Origin of the sequence: Paenibacillus flagellatus, from assembly GCF_003217775.1 — a bacterium.
Taxonomy (GTDB): Bacteria; Bacillota; Bacilli; order Paenibacillales; family NBRC-103111; genus Paenibacillus_AB; species Paenibacillus_AB flagellatus.
Genome location: NZ_QJVJ01000001.1, coordinates 321,267 through 341,857, shown reverse-complemented (window position 1 = coordinate 341,857; position 20,591 = coordinate 321,267). Strand labels below are relative to the sequence as shown.

The following is a 20,591-nucleotide window of genomic DNA, read 5'->3' as shown; positions in this document are numbered from 1 at the left end:
GGTTGAACGTGTGGGACTTATTCGTAGCTATCGTATTGGGTATCGTGGAAGGGTTGACCGAGTTCGCGCCGGTTTCGTCGACCGGACACATGATTTTGGTCGACGACATGATGTTGCATTCGAAGGAGCTGTTCCCCGCTTCGGTGGCCAACTCGTTTAAGGTCGTCATTCAGCTCGGCTCGATTTTGGCCGTGCTCGTCGTGTTCCGCAGCCGGTTCATCGATTTGCTCGGCTTGAGCCGGCGCAAGGGAACGGGTACCGTCCGAGGACCGCGGCTGAAGCTGATGCAGGTCATCGTCGGCTTGATTCCGGCGGGCATCATCGGCGTCTTGTTCGAGGATTACATCGACGAATATTTGTTCTCGGTCGAAACCGTGCTGATCGGGCTCGTGCTCGGCGGCGTTCTCATGATCGTTGCGGACAAGCTGCGGCCTCGAACTCCCGCCGCCGATACGGTGGACAAAATTACGTACAAGCAGGCGCTCGGTGTCGGGTTGTTCCAATGTCTCGGCATGTGGCCCGGGTTTTCCCGCTCCGGCTCGACGATATCCGGCGGCGTGCTGCTCGGCATGAGCCACCGGGCCGCCTCCGATTTTACGTTCATTATGGCCGTGCCGATCATGGCCGGGGCGAGCCTCATTTCGCTCGCGAAGCATTGGGACGCGTTCACGCCCGAGGCGCTGCCGTTTTTCATCGCGGGCTTCATCAGCGCATTCGTCTTCGCGCTGGTGTCGATCCGGTTTTTCCTCAAGCTGATCCAGCGGATCAAGCTCGTGCCGTTCGCGATTTACCGTTTCGTGCTGGCCGCCCTTATTTATATTTTTTGGTTTTGATCGTACCGACGACAACGCGCGGGCTTTGCGGCCCGCGCGTTCGTTTTTCCGAAATGCTCTAGTCCCCCGGCTTCCTCCGGTACTCGGCCGGTGTTGCCCCGACCGCCTTCTTGAACACTTTGCTGAAATATTTCTCGTCGTCGTAGCCGACCATGTGGGCGACCTGCGCGATTTTGAGCGAAGGGTTGAGCAGCAGCGTTTTCGCCCGTTCCATCCGATGACGAAGGATGAAGTCGCTGATCGTCTCGCCGAACTCCTGCTTGAACCGGCGCGATACGTATTCGCGGCTCAAATAAAAGTGCGCGGCGACCTCCTGCACGCTGATATCGGAATCGAGACGGCTTTGGACGTATTTGGCGATGTCGTAGATCAAATTGTTTTCCTGCTGCGCCGCTTTGCGGACGAGCTCGGCCAGACGGACGAGGCTGTCGGTCATCTCTTCCTGCCACCGTTCGAGCGACAGCTCGCCGCGGTCGTTCAGCGGGATGGGGAGGTCGGCGGATTCGAGCGGCAGTCGCTTCTCCGCATCGTCCCCGGGAAAAAATTCCTTCACCCACCGCGACTTCAACACTTGGAATTCGTGTTTCCACAAATCGAGATGCTCCATCGTCACCGCATTCGTACTCCGCACCCGCTCGATCCACCCGCGGATCGCCTCTTCGATCTTCTCCTTGCTGGCGCTGCGGATCGCGAGCCTGACCTGATCGTCGAAATCGCTGAAATGCAGCTCCGCGGACCGCGAAGGCTCGTTCGGATCGAACGGATGAATCCAAGCCGTCCGCTTCAACAGGTTGCGGTGCCGGAGCGCCGTCTCGGCCTCCGCGAACGATCGTTTCGCGCCGGCCGGGAACGGGTGGGCGTCGCCGACGCCGAACTCGACACGCGCCTGAAACGTCCGGTGCAGGCCGTCGTTGATCGACTCGAGCAGCTGCGGCAGCCGCTCCGGGCGGCTCCAAACGAGCAGCGCGATCGGATAATGGGTGTTCCAGTACCGGAACGCGAAGCCTTGCCGCGGCTCGCCAATCATTTCGTTGCAAATGTTCGTCAAGCTGAACAGCAGCAGGTCGGTATGCGCGGCAAATTTGTCTCGCAGCTTGCCGTGCATCGTATCGGCGGCGACGACGGCGATCCGGCACGCGGCGCCTTCGGCGAGCTCCGGAAACTCCTGCGCGAACGATGCCTTCGCGTCGTAATAGGAGCCGGGCTCGTCGACGAGGCTCGACAGCAGCTTGTCGCGATAAACCGGGCGCAGCGAGTTCATGCGGATCGACCGCATTTGCGATTCGAGACGCTCCCGCTCGTCCTCGTTCCAGCTTTGTACCGCCTTCTCGGTAATTTCGTGCAGCTGTCCGGCGTCGATCGGCTTGAGCAGGTAGTCCATCCCGCCGTACTTGACCGCGCCCCGCACGAATTCGAAGTCGTCGTGTCCGCTGATGACGATCGTCTTGCACTCCGGCGCATGCTCGTGTATCCAGCGAAGAAGCGACAAGCCGTCCGTATTCGGCATCATCATGTCGGTATAGACGATTTGCGGCCGCTCCTCCGCGATCAGGGCGATCGCCGACTCGCCGTCCGCCGCTTCCAGCACGTCGTCGATGCCGAAGGCGCTCCAGTCGACCAGCAGCTTGATCGCATCCCTTACGTGTTTTTCGTCATCCACGATTAATGCTCTCACACTCGGGCCTCATTTCTATTCCATGGAATCGTCAACGTCACTTCGAATCCGTGCGGCTGAACCGCTTCGATGCGCATGTCCGCCCGCTCGCCGTAAACCAGCTTCAGCCGCGACAGCACGTTCAACAGCCCGATGCCGCCGCCGTCCGGCTCCTCCGAGTCGGCGTCGCTGCCCTTCCCCGCCCGGCGGAGCAGCCGCCGGACCTCGTTCAGCCGTTCGGGGTCGGCCCCTCGCCCGTTGTCCCGGACCGTGACGACCAGTGCGTCGTTCTCCTCGACCCTGCACCGGACGACGAGCTCGCCATCCTCGCCGGAGGCGGGATCGAAGCCATATTTGAAATAGTTTTCCACGATCGGCTGCAGCATCATTTTCGGTACTTCCGACCGAAGCGTCTCCTCGTCGGCTTCGATGGCGAGCGACAGCTTCCCGTCGAACCGCTGCCGCTGCAGCTCGACGTACGAGCGGATATGGTCGATCTCTTTGGACAGCGGGACCGACGTTTCCGCCGTATTCATGCTGTAGCGCATCATTTTCCCCAAAGCCGAGATCAGCTTGTAGATGTGGGGCGCGTTCATCTGAAGCGCTAATGTTCCGATCGACTGCAGGGCATTATATAGGAAGTGCGGGTGAATTTGGGCCTGCAACGCTTTCAGCTGATTCGTCCGGTTCGCGAGCTCGAGCCGGTATTCCTTTACGATCAAATTGTTGATATGCTGCATCATCGAGCGGAACCGGGCCGCGAGAATGCCGAATTCGTCTTTGCGCTTCATGTCGATATTCACGTTCATGTCGCCCTTCTGGATGGCGCTGATGTAGCCGAGCAGACGCTTGATCGGCGCGGTGAACAGGAAGGCGACGCCGACCGTGACGCCGATCGACAGCAGCGAGAAGGCGACGAGGACGAACGTATTGATCCGGGTCAAATCGCGGGCTTGCTTGTACAGCACGTCGTCCGGAATTCGCTTCACGATCGTCCACTTCAAGTATCCCGTCTCGAGCCGGTTGTATACTTGGATGCCTTGGAACCGTTCGCCCTTCCACGAGACGCTGCCGGACGGTTCCGGCCTCGAGAGCAGCTCGGCGTCCCAGCCTTCGCCGATCCGGTTTCCCCAACGCCGATCGTCCGGCCCGTAGATGACGCGACCTTCGTCGTCCAAAATATACAGTTCCTCCCGCGTGCGGTCGTACAAGCTTTCGCACATGGCGACGAGTCCCTTCATGTTGACGTCGACCGAGAGGGTGCCGATTTCTTCGGAGGCGGGAACCCGCTTGATGCTGCGGTGCATCGTCATGACGACGGCCGGCTCGATGTACGGTGTCTGCGGATATCCGTACGTACCGCTCGGGTGAGGCGGCTCGACGACGACCTCCGCCGCTCCGAGGTTCGGCCGGAACGGAGGGCCTTCGGTCGGAAACCGCTTGAACAGGCCGTTGATCATCAAGTATGGCTGCTTGGGGCGGTCCATGTACAAGTACACCTGGTAGACGTCGGTCATCGCGTTGGCCATATGGACGAGCGCCCGGTACGTCTCCTGCTCGCTCAAGTAATCGGTCGAGCCGGTTTGCAAAATCAAATTGAGCGTATTGTCGTTGTATACGGACAGCGTCGTTTGGTGAATCGTATCCATATAGTGTCGGATGTTCTCCTTGCCTTGGACGAGCAAGGACGAGGTGACGCCGATCCGCTCCTCCGCGACCGTCCGCTTCGTGTAGCCGTACGTAATGACGATCGAAGTGGATAACGGCACGATGACGGCGGCGAGCAGGAAGGCGATCAATTTGTTGCGTATGCTTGTCCGGAACAGACGGATCATCTCGCTTTCCGCATCATTGTAACAAACGATGTCATCTAGTTCCACCTAACACGTCACGAACTTCCGTTCCGCGGCGGACGAATGTTTTGTAAGATCAAGTAAAGTCAGGAGAAATATCCGAATGCGCAAAGGAGGACGATACGCGTGAAACGAAGCAGAAAAACGCCCGAATGGGCCGTCCAGTCCGTCTTCGTCGGTCCGGCCGTATTGGCTTTCGTGCTGATCGTGCTGGTACCGTTCGTCATGAGCATCTATTATTCGTTCACCGAATGGAACGGGGTCAGCTCCGACATCAAATGGATCGGCATCGCCAATTATAAAACCATCTTAACCGAAGACACCGCTTTTCTCCACTCCTTCGGCTTCACCGCGCGGTTCACGGTTGCGAGCGTCGTGTTGACGAACGTGCTCGGCTTCCTGCTCGCGCTGCTGCTGACGCAGGCGTTGAAGACAAGGAACGTGCTGCGTACCATTTTCTTCATGCCGAACGTCATCGGCGGCTTGCTGCTCGGCTTTATTTGGCAGTTTATTTTCGTTAAAGGCTTCGCCACGATCGGCGAAATGACCGGCATCGGATTTTTCAAGCTGCCGTGGCTGGGCGACGCGACGACCGGCTTCTGGGGGTTTATTATCGTCAGCGTCTGGCAGGGGGCGGGCTACCTGATGATCATTTACATCGCCGCCTTGAGCAACGTGCCCAAGGACGTCATCGAGGCGGCCCGTATCGACGGGGCGTCGCGGCTGCAAATGCTGCGTCAAATTACGATTCCGCTCATCATGCCGGCGGTGACCGTCTGTTTGTTCCTCGCCATCTCGTGGGCGTTCAAAATGTTCGACCTGAACATGTCGCTGACGAAAGGCGGTCCGTTCGGCTCCACCGAGTCGATCGCGATGAACATTTATCAGGACGCGTTCCGCAACAACCGGCTCGGTCTCGGCTCGGCGAAGGCGGTCATTTTCTTCATCGCCGTGGCGATCGTGACGATCGTGCAGGTCAGCTTGACGAAGAAGCGGGAGGTGGAGGCGTAAATGGATACCCGCGCATACTCGGGCCGGACGTTGATCCTCGAGCTCGTAGGCATCGTGCTGGCGCTGTTGTTTCTCGTACCGTTCTATTTCGTCATCGTCAACTCGGTGAAAAGCTTCGGCGATCTGCTCGTCAATTCGGCGAACTTGCCGAAATCGCTTCACTTCGAAAACTATTCCCGCGTCTGGGAAATTACGCAGTTTCCGAAGGTGTTCCTGAACTCGCTCATCGTGACGGTAGCGAGCAACGTCGGGCTCGTCGTCATCAGCTCGATGGCCGCCTACCGGATGGTGCGCGTGCCGAACCGGCTGAACAAGCTGCTGCTGCTGGCGTTCGTCTCGGCGATGGTCATCCCGTTCCAATCGGTCATGATTCCGCTCGTCCGCGTCGCGGATTGGCTCAACCTGATGGACAGCATTCCGGGGCTCGTCATTTGCTACTTCGGGTTCGGGGTATCGCTTAACCTGTTTCTGTATCACGGCTTCGTGAAATCGATCCCGGTCGAGGTGGAGGAATCCGCCGTCGTGGACGGCTGCTCGCCGTTCGGCGTATTTTGGCGCATCGTCTTCCCGCTGCTGAAGCCGATGACGGTTACCGTCGTCCTGCTGAACAGCTTGTGGATCTGGAACGACTTCCTGCTGCCGCTGCTCATCCTGGCGAGCCCGGAGCTGCGGACGATTCCGCTTGCGACGTATTCGTTCTTCGGGCAATATACGAAGCAGTGGGATTTGGCGCTGGCGGGGCTCGTGCTCAGCGTGACGCCGATCGTCCTGTTCTTCCTGGCGCTCCAGCGGCACATCATCGAAGGTATTACGGCCGGCTCCGTCAAAGGGTGACGGGAGGAACGCTTCGGCAGCCGGTTCACAAAATTCCACCTATTCGTTCATTCGCGTATGTGTTCGGCCGATGTATAATCCGGCTACAATGAAGGGGAAGTTAAGAGTAGACAAAAAAGGGAGGATTCTGCAGATGAGCAAACGTTTTGCGGTATTCGGCTTGATTTGCGCGCTGCTTCTGTCGATCGTGGTCGCCGGCTGCGGCAAGAAAGACGAAGCGGGTGGCACGAATCAAGGCAATCAGCCGGCCGGCGGCGGCGGCAATAAAAACGTGACGATCAAAATATTCCAATTCAAGGTCGAAATCGCCGAGCAGCTGGCGAAACTGGCGAAGGAATACGAGAACGCCAACCCGGGCGTGACGATCAAAATCGACACGGTCGGCGGCGGCGCGGACTACGGCGCGGCGCTGAAGGCGAAGTTCAGCTCCGGCGACAAGCCGGACATTTTCAACAATGGCGGCTTCACCGATCTGGATCTGTGGCTCGAGCATCTCGAAGACTTGTCCGACCAGCCTTGGGTAGCCGATCTCGTCGACGCGGCGAAAGAACCGATGACGAAAAACGGCAAGCTGTACGGTCAACCGCTTAACCTGGAAGGCTACGGCTTCCTGTACAACAAGGACCTGTTCGCGCAGGCCGGCATCACCGAGCTGCCGAAGACGCTCACGCAGCTCGAGGCGGCCGCGAAGAAGCTGCAGGACAAAGGCATTACGCCGTTCGTGAACGGCTACGGGGAATGGTGGGTGCTCGGCAACCACTTCGTCAACCTGCCGTTCGCTTACCAGCCGAACCCGAATCAATTTATCGACGGCTTGAACAAAGGGACGGCCAAAATCCAGGGCAACGACGTGTTCAACAACTGGGTGAAGCTGTTCGACCTGCAGCTGAAATACGGCGGCGCCAACCCGCTGCAAACGGACTACAATACGCAAGTGACGACGTTCGCTACCGGCAAGGCGGCGATGACGCAGCAGGGCAACTGGACGCAGGTGCAAATTTCGAAGACGAACCCGAACATCAAAATCGGCTTCCTGCCGATGCCGATTTCCGACGACGCGGCCGCAAACGACAAGCTGCCGGTCGGCGTCCCGAACAACTGGGTTATCAACAAAAACTCGGCCGTCAAGGACGAGGCGAAGAAGTTCCTGAACTGGATGGTCACGTCCGACGTAGGGAAGAAATACATCACGCAGGAGTTCAAATTCATTCCGGCGTTCAAATCGATTCCGGCCGACGAAGCGACACTCGGGCCTTTGGCGGCGGACATCATGAAGTACGTGAAGGACAACAAGACGCTGTCGTGGAACTGGTTCAAATTCCCGGGCGGCGAGGCGTCCAGCAAGAAGTTCGCCGACGCGATGCAGGCATACGTGGCGAAGAAAATGACGAAAGAGCAAATGTTCGACGATTTCCAAAAAACGTGGGACAGCTTGAAAAAGTAAAGAGCAACGTTCGTACGAACCGTCGGGGGCGACCCCGGCGGTTTTTCATTATTTTTCGATGAGAATATCGGGCTTCCGGGACGAGATCGCCCAAATTTGTATAAGCTGTGCGGGTTCGCGCCTAACAACTTTGCTGGGCGAATGTCATAGTGTAGAACAGAATCGTTCACCAAAGGCTTTGACCACTAGAAGGAGGAACGTCCCGGTGAAATCCCAATGGCGCGTTTATTACCCGTTCGTCGGCCCGTTCGATCCGTGCCCGCCGATTTTGGAGAAATGGTACGTCGTTCCGCCGAACGTCACGATGCCCTGGCAGGCGACCAATCTGCAGCAGTTTTCCCCGCAGGAGGCGTTGAAGCTGGGGACGCTGTGGCCGGCGTACTACAGTCCATACGAAGGCAGGAGAGGGTAAGGGTATGGAAAAGAAACTGGACGAACGTTATTACGCTTTGCTGCGCAGACTGCAGGAGACCGACTTCGTATTGGTCGAGCTGACGCTGTATCTGGATACGCATCCGAACGATCTGCAGGCGATCCAGCAATTCAACCAAATGGCGCAGCTTCGCCGGCAAATCGCCTGCGAATACGAAAACGAGTACGGTCCGCTGCTGCAGTTCGGCCATAGCTACAGCCGCTATCCGTGGGATTGGAAGGACGCCCCGTGGCCGTGGCAAGTATAGGCGGAGAGTTCGGCCTCCGCGCCACGGCGCGAAGCGCGTCCGTCCCTACACATAGGAGCTAGCGCGATAACGAACCCGCTTTGCCGGAAGCGAAGCGCGAGGAGGAACGGCAAGCATGTGGATTTATGAGAAAAAGCTGCAGTATCCCGTGAGAGTGAGCAAGTGCGACCCGCACATGGCGAAGCTGCTGCTCGAGCAGTACGGCGGCGCCGACGGCGAGCTGGCGGCGGCGCTTCGGTATTTAAACCAGCGGTATTCGATCCCGGATAAAGTGATCGGACTGCTGACGGACATCGGGACGGAGGAGTTCGCTCACCTCGAGATGATCGCCACGATGGTTTACAAGCTGACGAAGGACGCGACGCCGGAGATGATCAAGGCGGCCGGCTTGGATCCCCATTACGTCAACCACGACAACGCGCTGTTCTATCAAAACGCGGACGGCGTCCCTTGGACGGCGGCCTATATCCAGGCGAAAGGGGACCCGATCGCCGATTTATATGAGGACATCGCTGCAGAGGAGAAGGCGCGCGCGACGTACCAATGGCTGATCGACATGACCGACGACGTCGACTTGCAGGACGGACTGAAATTTCTGCGCGAGCGGGAAGTGATCCATTCGCTGCGCTTCCGCGAAGCGGTGGAAATTTTGAAGGAAGACCGCGAGGCGAAAAAAGTGTTTTGATCGAGGGTGGACGGAACATGCGGAGCTTGCTGCGCATGTTTTTTGTTTTGCAGGAAAACCGCCTTCCCCTTCGATAAATAATAGTGTGGACGAGTGTTCTGGAGGCCGGGGGAATATAAAGCGCACACAGAGCTGTAAACGATGAATTGTCCGGATTACTCCTTTGCCAGTGAAATAACAAGTACAAGAGTGGATGTTGCGTCTACGATCATGGCCTACCTCCAGAAAAGAAAGCTGCGAGCCATTCTGCTTTACATAGAAAGGATCTCCCGGCTCCCTAAATTTCACCATCAGTCGAAGACAACTTCCAAGTTCCAACTTCCCGGGTAAGAGGATGGAGCTTTGAAGCCTTTCGTATGGAGTGACGTTCCGCTCCATGTTTTGTCGGAGTATGTCGACCTCTTCCTTGGTGCGATCGAAGGTCAAAGGACGGCTCGCATTTCCGCAGTCGCTCCGTGAGCGGACTTTTGGCCATGGAGTGTTACGGGCCACGTTTGTCGCTTGCTCGGACCGCTTCCGGTCTTTTTAATGCATTGCTGTGAGATTCTTTTTTTACAAAAGCGATACCGAAATTTCAGAAGGAAAAATACAAATTGTATCGAAAAATACATAATGTATCAAAAAAATGCGATTTATTCATTAACTTGAATCGGAGGGAAACAAAATGACCGAACCTAACAAAACGGATCATTACTCGAAAAGCCGCAGGAAGCTGCTGGCGTCTCTTGGCGCCGCAGGAACGGCGATTGCAGCCGGCTCCCTGCTCAACAACAACTTGTATGCGCAAAGCGTTACGAATTCGGTTTATGGCGACAACAACGCGACGCTGACCTCGGCTTCCGACGGGTATGTCAACGTCAAGGATTACTGGACGGACGGTAGCGATACGGACGCGACGGTTGCGGTACAAAACGCGATTTTGGCCGCGAGGGGAAAAAGCGCCGTTTATTTTCCGCCGGGACAGTACATCATTAAATCCCAAATTGAATTGCTGACCAACGATCGGCTGGTCGGGGCGGGCAGAAACAAATCGATTCTTAAGTTTCCTCCAAATTCAGACCATACGGCTATTAAACTTGCGGGCACATCAAAGGAAGCGGGGATACAGGGAGTTTTTATTGAAGATCTGGGAATTGAATGCGACGGTTCGTCTACAAATTTTGTCGGGATCCATATGCATTACTCCCACGAGGGAGCGATTATCAATTGCCGTATCAAGGGCTTCCAGAAAGGGGTGCTCGGAACCGGGGCATGGACGAACACGATCGGCAACTGCATGATCCAAAACAACTCCACGAATATCGAGCTGGGCTACGACTCCAATTTCTTCGTGATCCGGGATACGATTTTGGACAACGCCGGAGAATACGGATTCCGTCTTACAGACAATGCTTCGGCGATTACGCTCCAAGGATGTCAATTTCAAAACAACGGCAAGGACGGGGCTTTATTGGATAGCGGAAAATCCGTTTCCTTTATCGGCTGTTATTTTGAGAAAAACAACTTATCGAACGGCCCGGCCGGCATTGCCGATATCAACATTCAGGGGAAGGTTATATCGACGGAAATTGATCAATTCGTCTGCGGCGTGCTGATCTCCGGCTGTCAGTTTTGGACGAGCAACGCGCAAGCTTCCATTTGGATTCATCGAGCCAAGGGCGTTACGATAGACGGCTGTTCGATCAACCACCCGTTTCCCACCAAACCTGCCAATATTGTTGGCGTTCAAACATCCGACAAATCGGCTCAAGTGTTTATTTCCGGCACTTACCGCGAGCTCGATTTCAATGATACGGGAAAAGCGATAACTGCGGTGGCGACGAACGATAACACCGTTTTACGCAATAATGTGAGTCTCGTGAGGGATTATTCCAGATTCGCCGTCAACACGCCGACCGCGGCTACGGATGCGAAACTTTCCTTGGGAGTCGGCGGGACGGAATATATCGGGTTATACGTCGATACGGGCGGCCACTCGTATATGACGAAGGGGGCGGACCCAATCATGAAGCTGGCCAACAACGCGACGGGCGATCTGACCTTTCTCCGGCCGATCGGACTGAACCAAAGCGTCTCGGCCAACGTACCGAACGGCTCTCTGTTCGTGGATTCGGCGGACGGGAAGCTCAAATTCAAAAACCATGCCGGCGTTGTCAACAGTTTGTACTAAATCGGATGATATGAACGATCATCAAGGGCAATGCCGTTTTCAAAAAAAGAAAACTAAAGAGCCGAGCTTCGCAGCCCGGCTCTCGGTACAACCAACGATTAAAACTCGGCGCCCAGCGCCTTCAAGTTGCGCGCGCTGACGGCGAGGCATTCGAACGGATCGCGGCCGTAGCACGTATCCTGCTCGACGGCGCCCCATTCGACGCCGGTTTCCTTACAGGCGTCGAGAATGCCGCGGAAGTTCATGTTGCCTTCGCCGACCTCGGCGAACTGGCGCTCGCTGTCGCCGGTGACGGTGTAGTCTTTCAGATGGATCACTTTCATCCGGCCGTCCACTTTGCGGATCCACTCGATCGGGTCTCCGCCGCCCGCCTGGACCCAGTGAACGTCCAGCTCGAAGCCGAACGAAGATGCATCCGATTCGTCGAACAAGATTTCCATACCAGACTTGCCGCCCTCGAACTTGCGGAATTCGAACGCATGGTTATGGTAGACGAAGCTGAGCCCGGCCTCCTTCAGCCGTCCGGCGATGGCCGAAGCCTCCTTGGCGAAGGCGGCGTAAGACGCCGCGTCCTTCCTGTATTCGACCGGAAGCCCGCCGATGCCGACGTAACGGCACTCCCACAGCTTGTGCTTCGCGATGACGGCGTCGAGATCGTTTACCATGTCGGAGTAAGGAATGTGCGTCGCGCAAATGTGCAGACCGGCGCGGTCCGCCAGCTCCTTCAGCTTGCGGTCGTCGATCGGACCGACTCCGGACACCTGTACCGCGTTGTAGCCGATTTCCTTCACCCGCTGCAGCGTCGTCGCGATATCGTCCTCCGTCTTCAAAAAATCGCGAAGCGTGTAAAGCTGTGCCGCAATTTTCATCGTTATCCCTCCCGCGAATCGGATGCAAACGTGTGCATCCCAATGTTTTCATATGGAGCCTAGCACGCCATCGCGGGAGTTGTCAACCGATAATTGGAGACGGGTACTCCTGTTCGTTACGGTGTCAGCCGCGTTCGGTCGCGCGGGAAGGCGGACGCTTCGCGCACGTTCGGCAAGCCGAGCAGGCGGGAGGTGAGGCGCTCGAGCCCGATCGCGAACCCGCCGTGTGGCGGCATGCCGTAGCGGAATACGTCCATGTAGCCGGCGAAACGATCCGGATCGAGCCCGCGGCTTCGCATGGATGCCGTCAGCATGGCGTAGTCGTGAATGCGCTGGCCGCCCGTCGTAATTTCGAGGCCGTTGAACAGCAGGTCGAACGATGCGGTCAGCGATTCGTCTTCCGGCGCCGGCATCGCATACATCGGGCGAATCTCCTTTAGGTATCTCGTCAGAAACACGAGCGCCGGCTTGCTTCCTTCGGCCACATGCTTGCAGAGGAGCCGTTCTCCTTCCGGGTCGAGATCGCCCTTCGGCGACGTTTTGCCGTACTTGCGCCGCAAGATGGCTTGCGCCTCGGCGACCGTCATACGCGGGATGTCGACGATTGAGGGTACCTCGACGCCGAGCAGGGCGAGCTCCTCGCCGCATCCGACGGCGGCCCGCTCGAACATGTATGCGAGCAGCCGCTGCTCCAAGTCCATCAGCTCCTCCTCCGAGCGGATGAAGCCGACCTCGACGTCGAGCGACACGTATTCGTTCAAATGGCGGGACGTATTGTGCTCTTCGGCCCGGTAGACGGGGGCGATCTCGAATACGCGCTCGTAGCCGGCCCCCACCATCATTTGCTTGTAAAATTGAGGCGACTGGGCCAAATACGCCTTCCGCTCGAAATAGTCGACGCCGAACAGGTTGGAGCCGCCTTCGGTGCCGGAAGCGACGATTTTGGGCGTGAAGATTTGGGTGAAGCCTTGCCCGGACAAGTAGTCCCGGAAGGCTCCCGCGAGCGCGGACTGGATCCGGAACGTCGCATGCGTTTTCGGGTGCCGGAGCGACAGCGTCCGGTGGTCGAGCATCGTCTCAAGCTTTGCGCTTAACGTTTTTTTGTTCAGCTCGAACGGCAGCGGCGCTTCGGCCTCGCTCAGGACGGCGATACCGGCGGCGCGGATTTCGACGCCTCGCGGCGCTTTCGGCGCAAGAACCGCCACGCCCTCGACGGCGATGACCGACTCGAGGCTAAGCGGCGTTTCGGCGAGCTCTCCTTCCAGCACGCACTGCACGACGCCGCTCCGGTCGCGCACGTCGACGAACGCGAGCCCGCCCATGCGGCGAATGCCGTGAACCCAGCCCTGTACGGTGATCGCGGTGTTCGGGTAGTCGGGAACCCGGGAGCAAAGCACACGGATTTCGGACGAACGAATGGTCATGACAAACACTCCCCGTATTCGATTTTAAGTTTTGCCAAACGAAGTTGTCGTTATCGTCATCATCATCGTCACCATCGTCCATGCGATCACCTCCCCTGCTAGTTCCCCAAAAGTGAAGTTGAATCTCGAAGCGGGACGATTCCTTGCAGGGAAGCCCCTTCGAGCATTACCGGAAGGCCGCTTCGAATAGGAAGCGCGGCTTCGAAGCGTAATCCGACTACTTTCGAGGATTCCCAGCTTTCGAACAAATCCCGAGCCGCGATCGCGGACCCGCAAGAGAACGCAAAAAAACCTCATCCCTGAAAAGGGACGAGGTTGTGCTTCTCGCGGTACCACCCTGGTTATCGCGCACGCGGCGCGATCGCTCTAGGCCCCGTAACGCGGGGCGACGTCCGCTCCTACCGGATCGGCCGTGCCGATCGTTCGGGCGGAACTCGCCGGTGTCTTTCGTCCGGGGCCAGCCGCCGTCCTTTCAGCCAAGGGACGGCTCTCTGAGAGCTGAAGCGCACCGGGTTACTTCTCCGGGTCATCGATTTGTTCGTTTAGAACATGATAGTCATTTCGAGGCCGGTTGTCAAACGGATTTTCGGAGCAGGCAAATGCAATCGTTTCGGAAACGGTCGCACGGTGTAGGGGCCCCATCGGAGCGCGCCGCCGGATGGATCCGACGGATATCGCTCGGACTCGAAGAGGGCCTTGCGTTGGTAGTGCCCAAACGGATCGCTTGGGCTCGCTAGGGACTTGCCTAGGAACGCGCCCAAACGGACCGTAGGGGCTCGAAGAGGGCCGTGATTGGATTTTATCCAACGGATCGCCCGGTTGGAGCCGGGCCGAAGGCATTGTATTGGAATTTGTCCAACAGATAGATCGTCTCGACCCATAAATGAGCCACCTGTGGGAACATTTGTTGGATTTTTTCCAATTGCATCCGCCTATCCCGGCATTCCCGCATCGGTCTACTGGATGAAATCCAATTGCGAGTGGAGAGGGTATTCAAGTTTGAGCACCAAGCACGGAGCACCGAACACCGAGCACCGAACACCGAACACCGAACACCGAACACCGAACACCGAACACCGAACACCGAACACCGAACACCGAACACCGGTCACCGAGCACGGATCGCGCCCCCTAAACCAAGCGGCGCCTCATCCAGCGGGATTTGCAATTGCCGCTTTCGCAAGAAATGTTATTGTAATACAAGTTCGGGACATGTTTTAATAAAAGCAAGGACGCGGGCAAAGCCGCACGACAAAATGAAACCCCTTTCACAACGAGCCCGCGATCCGTAAACGGTGGAGGTGGGACACATTGATTAGACGCTGCATCGCTGCTGCATGTGCATGTGCGCTGGTCGGATCGCTGTTCGCGGCGACGGGTGCGGAGGCCGCTCGGGACCCGGGAGGCGCCGGAGACGGCGGAAGCGGCTCCGGGAACCGGAACGCCGCCGACATCGCCGCTTACGCGGACCGGTGGGCGGTAGCGCCCCGAACGGCTCAAGCGCCCGTAACGGACGGGAAGCTGGACGAGCCGGTTTGGCGGACCGCGTTTCACGCCGACGGCTTCGTCACGATGTACGACAATCGTCCGGCCGAAGCGGACACCGACCTGTATGTGCTTTACGACGAAGGCCATTTGTACATCGGAATGGAGGGACATAACGATCTTTCGGGGACCGCCCCGGAAACGGAAACGGTCGAGCTGCTGCTGTCGCCCGGCCCGAGCCCCGACGTTTACCGGCTCCTTGTGCCGCTTGCCCAGGGCGGTCGGCCGATCAAGACGGACTGGGGAGCGGGGACGAAGGAGCTGGAGCAAGCGGAGGTGGAGCTCGTCCGCGGCCAAGGCGGCGTTTCCTGGAGGCTGGAAGCGGCCGTTCCGCTCGCATCGCTCGGCGTGGAGCGGATCAACGAGGGGGACGCGTGGAGCATGAACGTCGTCCGCTACTACGGCGTCAACTCGAAGCCGTTCAGCTCTTGGGCGCCGATCCGCCAAACGTATATCGTCGACCAGGGCGGCGACACGATCAATCTCGTCGCGCACGCGCTCAACCAATCGCGCCTCGCGCCGCTCTACTTCTCGCGTCCGCCGGCACTGCCGGATAAGCCGGGCAGCCGCTCGGAAGTTTGGCCGATCCGCGACTGGAGGCTGACGTACCGCGACTTCCTGTCGAAGGAGCTGGTGATGGAGGCGAATGCGATCCGGGAAGGAACGGAAATCGGCCTATACTGGATATCGCCGGACGGCTTGACGACGAAGCTGGACGATCCGGCCATCGAGCGACGGGCCGGCGAGACGCACCTCGCGTTCCGGCATCCGAAGCCGCTTGCGAAAGGCTGGTACCGGCTCGTCGTCGGCTTCCGTCAAGCGGGCGGACCGTACCATTATTTCGAGCTCGGCTTCGACCGCGAAGCGTTGATCGAGTCGGGAACGGCGCTCGACCCGATTCCGGCCGAACCGGGGCCGAAAACGCGGGTGGAGCGCAAGCCGGCGTCGGCCCAGGTGCAAAGCTTGATCGGCCTCATCCCCGACAAGACGGGCTTTATTTTTACCGGATTGCCCGAAAATCCGGACTTGCGGCCTTACCAGCTCTACAACTGGAGCGCATCGGATCCCGGGCATATCGTGTCTAAGACGACCGGCACCGTTTATCCGAACGAAGCGTACCCGGAAACCCGGAAGCTGACCGCGACGAACCGGCTGGGGGAAACGGTGGAGTACCCCTACTACGAGGATGCCGAAGGCAAACGGTACTTTTTTACGGCTCACGTCTGGTATTTCCAAAAAGATTACGCGCTGCGCGAAACGGCCAAGCTGGCGGCGACCGACCCGCTCGGCGCCGCCCGGCTGCTCAACCGTTGGGCCGATGCGTATGCCGGGTATTTGCCGACCAACGACTATTACTGGACGAATTACCCGGTCGTGAGCGGTCCGCCGTACCATTATTGGGGCGGAGTCTGGTATCGGTGGTATACCGGCGAGATGACGAACATGAGCTACTTGATCAACGCGTACCGGGACGTACGCCACACGAACGCGTTCGAGCTGCTGAGCGAAGAGCTCGGCTTCGACGTGGAGCGTAAAATCGTCGACTCGATGTTCAAGCCGTCGTTCGATTTCGTACGCTCGTTTCCCGTCCTGAACCATAACATGGAGTATACGACGTGGCTAGGCCTGGTCCGGATGGCGAAGGCGTCCGGGCAGCCGTCCTACATGCACGAGGCGGTGGAGCTCATGCAGGATTTCGCCGCCAACAACTTCCTATCCGACGGCTTCTGGAAAGAAGTGACGCTGTCATACCATAACCAATCGACGAACGGGCTTCTGCAAAGCATGAACGAGGCGAAAGGGTGGACCGACCCGGCGGGCTACGCGTCGGCGCGCAACGGGCTGCGGATCGACAATCTCGACATGGCGGGCACGTATCCGGCGCTTGGCAACGCCCAGCAGATGCAGCACGTCGTCGCTTACCCGAACGGCAGCTACGTTCCCGTACAGGATACTTGGGCGAACGAGAAGACGGCGCAGCCGCGCACCGATCTCGGCTCCTACCTGCTTCCGGGGGCGGGCATTTCCCGGCTGACGCTCGGTGCCGGCCCAACGCAGCAGCAGATGTATCTCAACTTCGTGCCGAAATACGGTCACAACCATCTCGACCCGCTCAATATGACGCTGTTCGCGAAAGGGCAGGAGCTGATGCCGGACATCGGGTATACGCATACGTTTTTCCGGAAATGGACGAACTCGACGCTCGCCCACAATACGGTCGTCGTCGACGGACAAGATATGAGGCTGAACGAGGATGCCAAGCACGGCGGCAATATCGACTCGTTCGTCGCGGCGGACAGCGGCGTACGGATCGTAAAGGCGCGGCAGGAGAGCGCTTATCCGGTGACGGACGAATACAGCCGCGAGTCTTGGCTCGTCGGCTTCGGGGATGCGGCGGCCGGGTCGGGAGACGGCTACGTCGTCGATGTGTTCCGGGTGTCCGGGGGGGGCCGGCACGAATATACGCTGGGAGGGGACGCGAACCGGGACGGCGCGTTCCGGACCGACCTGCCGACGGAGCCGTACGGGCCGTATTTGCTCCCGGAAGGGACGGCGGTGACGATGCCCGAATCGGAGAACGACACCGGCTCCGCCGAAGGGCACTATTACGGCTATCTGTACGTGCAGGACGTGAAACGGGCGCCGATTCCCGACGGCCGCTACACCGTTACGCTCGACACGTACGAGAACGGGGCGGAGAAGGCGAAGCTGAACATTTTCGGACTGACGGACGGAGGGGACGAGGAGCTGTTCATCGGCAAAGCGCCGTCGCTTCGCGCGACGAGGCTGTCGGGCACGTCCAAGGACATCAATACGGAGGCGGTCAAGTATTGGATGCCGAAGCTCGTCGTCCGCCGCAGCGGCACCGATCTGAACAGCACGTTCGTTCATGTCATGGAACCGTACGTCGGGTCGGGGGGCGCGAAAATCGAGTCGGTCGAGAAGCTGGTCCCCGATCAAGCGGAGCCCGGCGATACGGCGCTTCGCATCCGCTACGGGTCGACGACCGATATCGTGCTGAGCGCGTCCGATGCGGAGCATACGATGAGAGTCGGCGATATCGAGCTGACCGGCAAGCACGGATGGATTCGCCTCGAGAACGGTAAGGTCACGAAGATGGTGCTGGCCGACGGCACGCTGCTGCGCAAAGGGGACAAAGCGGTGACGGGGGAAGGGGCCGCCGTCGGCATCGTGACCGACGTGCTGCGGAAGCTGGAGGGCGATCCGGTCGACGCGCTCGTCACCGAGGCGCAGGTGTCGCCGGAGGCCGCCGGGCGTAACGTCGTCGTGACGCATCCGGACGGGCGGACCCGCGGCTACGCGGTGGAGGAAATTCGCCGGGAGGGCGGACGCACCCTGATCGTGCTGGACCGGACGGATCCGGGCTGGGACATCGCGGCGGACGGCAGCTCCCGTATGACGTCGTATCCGTTCCTGGGCTGGAACGGCGCCCACGCGTTCCGCATCGCGAACGTCGACGGGCGCTGACCGCGAAGCGGCGGCTTAACGGGAAGGACGGGGATGCCTGGCGAAACCGGGCGTCCCCTTTTTTGGGATGGCGAGAGGGCATTCGTTTCCGATACGGCACCACATGGCGGCGATCGGGCGGCCGGCGACGATTTTACGCCATGACCGTCTGGCGGGGCGGGCGCCGCTGTGCTATGATGGTTGTGTGTGATTTCGATCTTTTCGTTTCATTTTGTTTCATTTCATTTTCATCCTGTACCGATTCGAAGGAGGAGCCCTCTTGTCAACCGCCGAACTGTCCTTGGTTACACGTACGTTAAGCTCGCTCGAGAAAGTGTTTGCCGACGAGGAGCTGCAGGCCGCTCCCATTCGACGGGCCTCAGCGCTGCAGCGCGAGACGTTTTCGTATCAAGTGGCGTACCGGGCGCCGAAGCTGATCAAGCATATGCGTGCCCGCGCCGAATCGGAGCTCGCTTCGCGCGTGACGCTGCGCGCCGTCGGACTCGTTCCGGCCGAAATGCCGGTTTATGCCGACCATGACGACAACGTGCTCCGTTCAACACCTGGCTTGTATCCCGATCCGTTGTTCCCGGTCAAGCCGTCGGAAGGACTGACGGGCTTCCCCGGCCAATGGCGGTCGATCTGGGTGACGGTCGACTTGTCCGGCGACGTGAAGCCCGGCACGTATCCGATCGCGATCGTGATCGAATCGAACGAGGGCGTGGAGCTCGCCCGCGAAACGTTCGAGCTGGACGTGCTGCCCGCCGTCCTGCCGGAGCAGAAGCTGATTCACACGGAATGGTTTCATACCGATTGTCTCGCCACCTACTACGGGGTCGACGTATTCAGCGAGCGGCATTGGGAAATCGTCGAGCGGTTCGTGAAGACGGCCGTCGAGCACGGCATCAACATGCTGCTGACGCCGCTGTTCACCCCGCCGCTCGATACGCAGGTCGGCGGCGAACGGCCCACGGTGCAGCTCGTCGACGTCGAGAAGTCCGGCGAAAGCTATCGGTTCGGCTTCGACCGGCTGAAGCGGTGGGTCGACATGGGCGACCGGAACGGCATCCGCTATTACGAGCTGTCGCACTTGTTCACCCAATGGGGCGCCAAGCATGCGCCCAAAATCGTCGCCTCCGTTGACGGGGAGACGAAGCGCATTTTCGGATGGGATACCGACGCCACCGGTGACGAGTACAAAGGGTTTTTGGCGCAATTTTTGCCGGCGCTCGTCGATTTCCTCAAGCGGCACGGGCTGGAGAAACGGGTATACTTCCACGTCTCCGACGAGCCGCATTTGGACCATTTGCCGTGGTACGAGAGCGCCAGCAGCTGGCTGAAGCGGTTCGTCGGCGAGTTCCCTTCGATCGACGCGCTGTCCGACTATGCGTTTTACGAGCGCGGGCTCGTGCCGACGCCGATTCCGGCGAGCAACCATATCGAGCCGTTTCTCGAGAACGACATTCCGGGACTGTGGACGTATTACTGCTGCTCGCAGTACCAAAAAGTCGCCAACCGGTTCATCAGCATGCCTTCGGCGCGCAACCGGGTGCTCGGCCTCCAGCTGTACAAGTTCCGGATCGCGGGCTTCCTCCATTGGGGCTACAACTTCTGGTACGCGCAATATTCGCGCTTCCCGATCGATCCGTACCGGAACACCGACGCCAACTTCGCCTTTCCGGCCGGCGACCCGTTCGTCGTCTACCCCGGCGAGGACGGCGCGCCCGTCGAGTCGCTCCGGTTCGAGGTGTTCCGCGAGGCGCTTCAGGATTTGCGCGCGCTCGAGCTGCTCGAATCGCTTATCGGGCGCGACGAGACGATCGCGCTGATGGAGCAGGGCGCCGACGCGCCGATTACGTTCGACGTCTACCCGCGCGACGCCGCTTGGCTGCTCGCCTGCCGCGAGCGGATCAACGAAGCGATTCGCCGTCATTCGGCGTAAGCGGGACCGTCGCTCTCCGGCCGGAGACGACGGGAACGGCCCTATTTCCGATGCATGCGCATCGGAGAGGGGCCGTTTTGCATTATAGCCAGATTCGCCAGCTTTTTCCCGAATTCGGCATGTACACCGCTTACCCGTTTATGATTAGATGGAGTCGAGCAAAATTTACGATGGGGTGA

At 59.0% G+C, this 20,591-nt stretch carries 14 protein-coding genes and 1 other annotated feature; of the genes, 10 read left to right on the top strand and 4 right to left on the bottom strand.

Annotation, left to right across the window (positions count from 1 at the left end):
- Nucleotides 1-2 precede the first annotated feature (2 nt).
- Nucleotides 3-833 carry an undecaprenyl-diphosphate phosphatase gene (locus DLM86_RS01625; RefSeq protein ID WP_110838205.1) on the top strand — a complete coding sequence of 277 codons (831 nt, stop codon included), beginning with the start codon at nucleotides 3-5 and terminating at the stop codon, nucleotides 831-833.
- A 58-nt stretch (nucleotides 834-891) separates the two neighbouring features.
- Here DLM86_RS01625 and DLM86_RS01620 read toward each other — a convergent pair whose 3' ends face one another.
- Both DLM86_RS01620 and DLM86_RS01615 read right to left on the bottom strand, forming a co-directional pair.
- Entirely contained in the window at nucleotides 892-2,493 is a 1,602-nt protein-coding gene (locus DLM86_RS01620; protein WP_158289270.1) for a helix-turn-helix domain-containing protein, read from the bottom strand.
- A gap of 11 nt (nucleotides 2,494-2,504) precedes the next feature.
- Entirely contained in the window at nucleotides 2,505-4,322 is a 1,818-nt protein-coding gene (locus tag DLM86_RS01615; protein WP_110838203.1) for a cache domain-containing sensor histidine kinase, read from the bottom strand.
- Between the two features lie 144 nt (nucleotides 4,323-4,466).
- On the opposite strand from DLM86_RS01615, the gene DLM86_RS01610 reads away from it, so the two are divergent.
- From DLM86_RS01610 to DLM86_RS01580, 7 genes are all read left to right on the top strand, one after another.
- Nucleotides 4,467-5,351: a carbohydrate ABC transporter permease gene (locus DLM86_RS01610; RefSeq protein WP_245954298.1), complete on the top strand. Its 885-nt coding sequence runs from the start codon at nucleotides 4,467-4,469 to the stop codon at nucleotides 5,349-5,351.
- Nucleotides 5,352-6,185 (top strand): carbohydrate ABC transporter permease, encoded by an 834-nt coding sequence (locus DLM86_RS01605; RefSeq protein ID WP_110838202.1) that lies wholly within the window; start codon nucleotides 5,352-5,354, stop codon nucleotides 6,183-6,185.
- A gap of 133 nt (nucleotides 6,186-6,318) precedes the next feature.
- Nucleotides 6,319-7,629 (top strand): ABC transporter substrate-binding protein, encoded by a 1,311-nt coding sequence (locus DLM86_RS01600; protein WP_110838201.1) that lies wholly within the window; start codon nucleotides 6,319-6,321, stop codon nucleotides 7,627-7,629.
- A 205-nt stretch (nucleotides 7,630-7,834) separates the two neighbouring features.
- Nucleotides 7,835-8,041, top strand: a complete 207-nt coding sequence (locus tag DLM86_RS32455; protein WP_211326467.1) for a spore coat associated protein CotJA — start codon at nucleotides 7,835-7,837, stop codon at nucleotides 8,039-8,041.
- Nucleotides 8,042-8,045: 4 nt separating this feature from the next.
- The gene (locus DLM86_RS01590) at nucleotides 8,046-8,309 is read left to right on the top strand and encodes a spore coat protein CotJB (RefSeq protein WP_110838199.1); all 264 of its coding nucleotides are present in this window, start codon (nucleotides 8,046-8,048) and stop codon (nucleotides 8,307-8,309) included.
- Nucleotides 8,310-8,424: 115 nt separating this feature from the next.
- Nucleotides 8,425-8,994, top strand: a complete 570-nt coding sequence (locus DLM86_RS01585; RefSeq protein ID WP_110838198.1) for a manganese catalase family protein — start codon at nucleotides 8,425-8,427, stop codon at nucleotides 8,992-8,994.
- A 664-nt stretch (nucleotides 8,995-9,658) separates the two neighbouring features.
- Nucleotides 9,659-11,164: a right-handed parallel beta-helix repeat-containing protein gene (locus DLM86_RS01580; RefSeq protein WP_110838197.1), complete on the top strand. Its 1,506-nt coding sequence runs from the start codon at nucleotides 9,659-9,661 to the stop codon at nucleotides 11,162-11,164.
- A 98-nt stretch (nucleotides 11,165-11,262) separates the two neighbouring features.
- Here DLM86_RS01580 and DLM86_RS01575 read toward each other — a convergent pair whose 3' ends face one another.
- Together DLM86_RS01575 and aspS are read right to left on the bottom strand one after the other, a co-directional pair.
- Nucleotides 11,263-12,033, bottom strand: coding sequence for a sugar phosphate isomerase/epimerase family protein (locus tag DLM86_RS01575; protein ID WP_110838196.1), 771 nt, complete (start codon nucleotides 12,031-12,033; stop codon nucleotides 11,263-11,265).
- Between the two features lie 116 nt (nucleotides 12,034-12,149).
- Nucleotides 12,150-13,457 carry an aspartate--tRNA(Asn) ligase gene (aspS, locus tag DLM86_RS01570; RefSeq protein ID WP_110838195.1) on the bottom strand — a complete coding sequence of 436 codons (1,308 nt, stop codon included), beginning with the start codon at nucleotides 13,455-13,457 and terminating at the stop codon, nucleotides 12,150-12,152.
- Between the two features lie 302 nt (nucleotides 13,458-13,759).
- Nucleotides 13,760-13,996: a binding site (T-box leader), on the bottom strand.
- A gap of 772 nt (nucleotides 13,997-14,768) precedes the next feature.
- Between aspS and DLM86_RS01565 the strand changes: the two genes are divergently transcribed.
- Nucleotides 14,769-18,491 carry a heparinase II/III domain-containing protein gene (locus tag DLM86_RS01565; RefSeq protein ID WP_110838194.1) on the top strand — a complete coding sequence of 1,241 codons (3,723 nt, stop codon included), beginning with the start codon at nucleotides 14,769-14,771 and terminating at the stop codon, nucleotides 18,489-18,491.
- 259 nt (nucleotides 18,492-18,750) lie between these two features.
- Nucleotides 18,751-20,412 (top strand): DUF4091 domain-containing protein, encoded by a 1,662-nt coding sequence (locus tag DLM86_RS01560; protein WP_245954297.1) that lies wholly within the window; start codon nucleotides 18,751-18,753, stop codon nucleotides 20,410-20,412.
- Nucleotides 20,413-20,591: the final 179 nt, after the last annotated feature.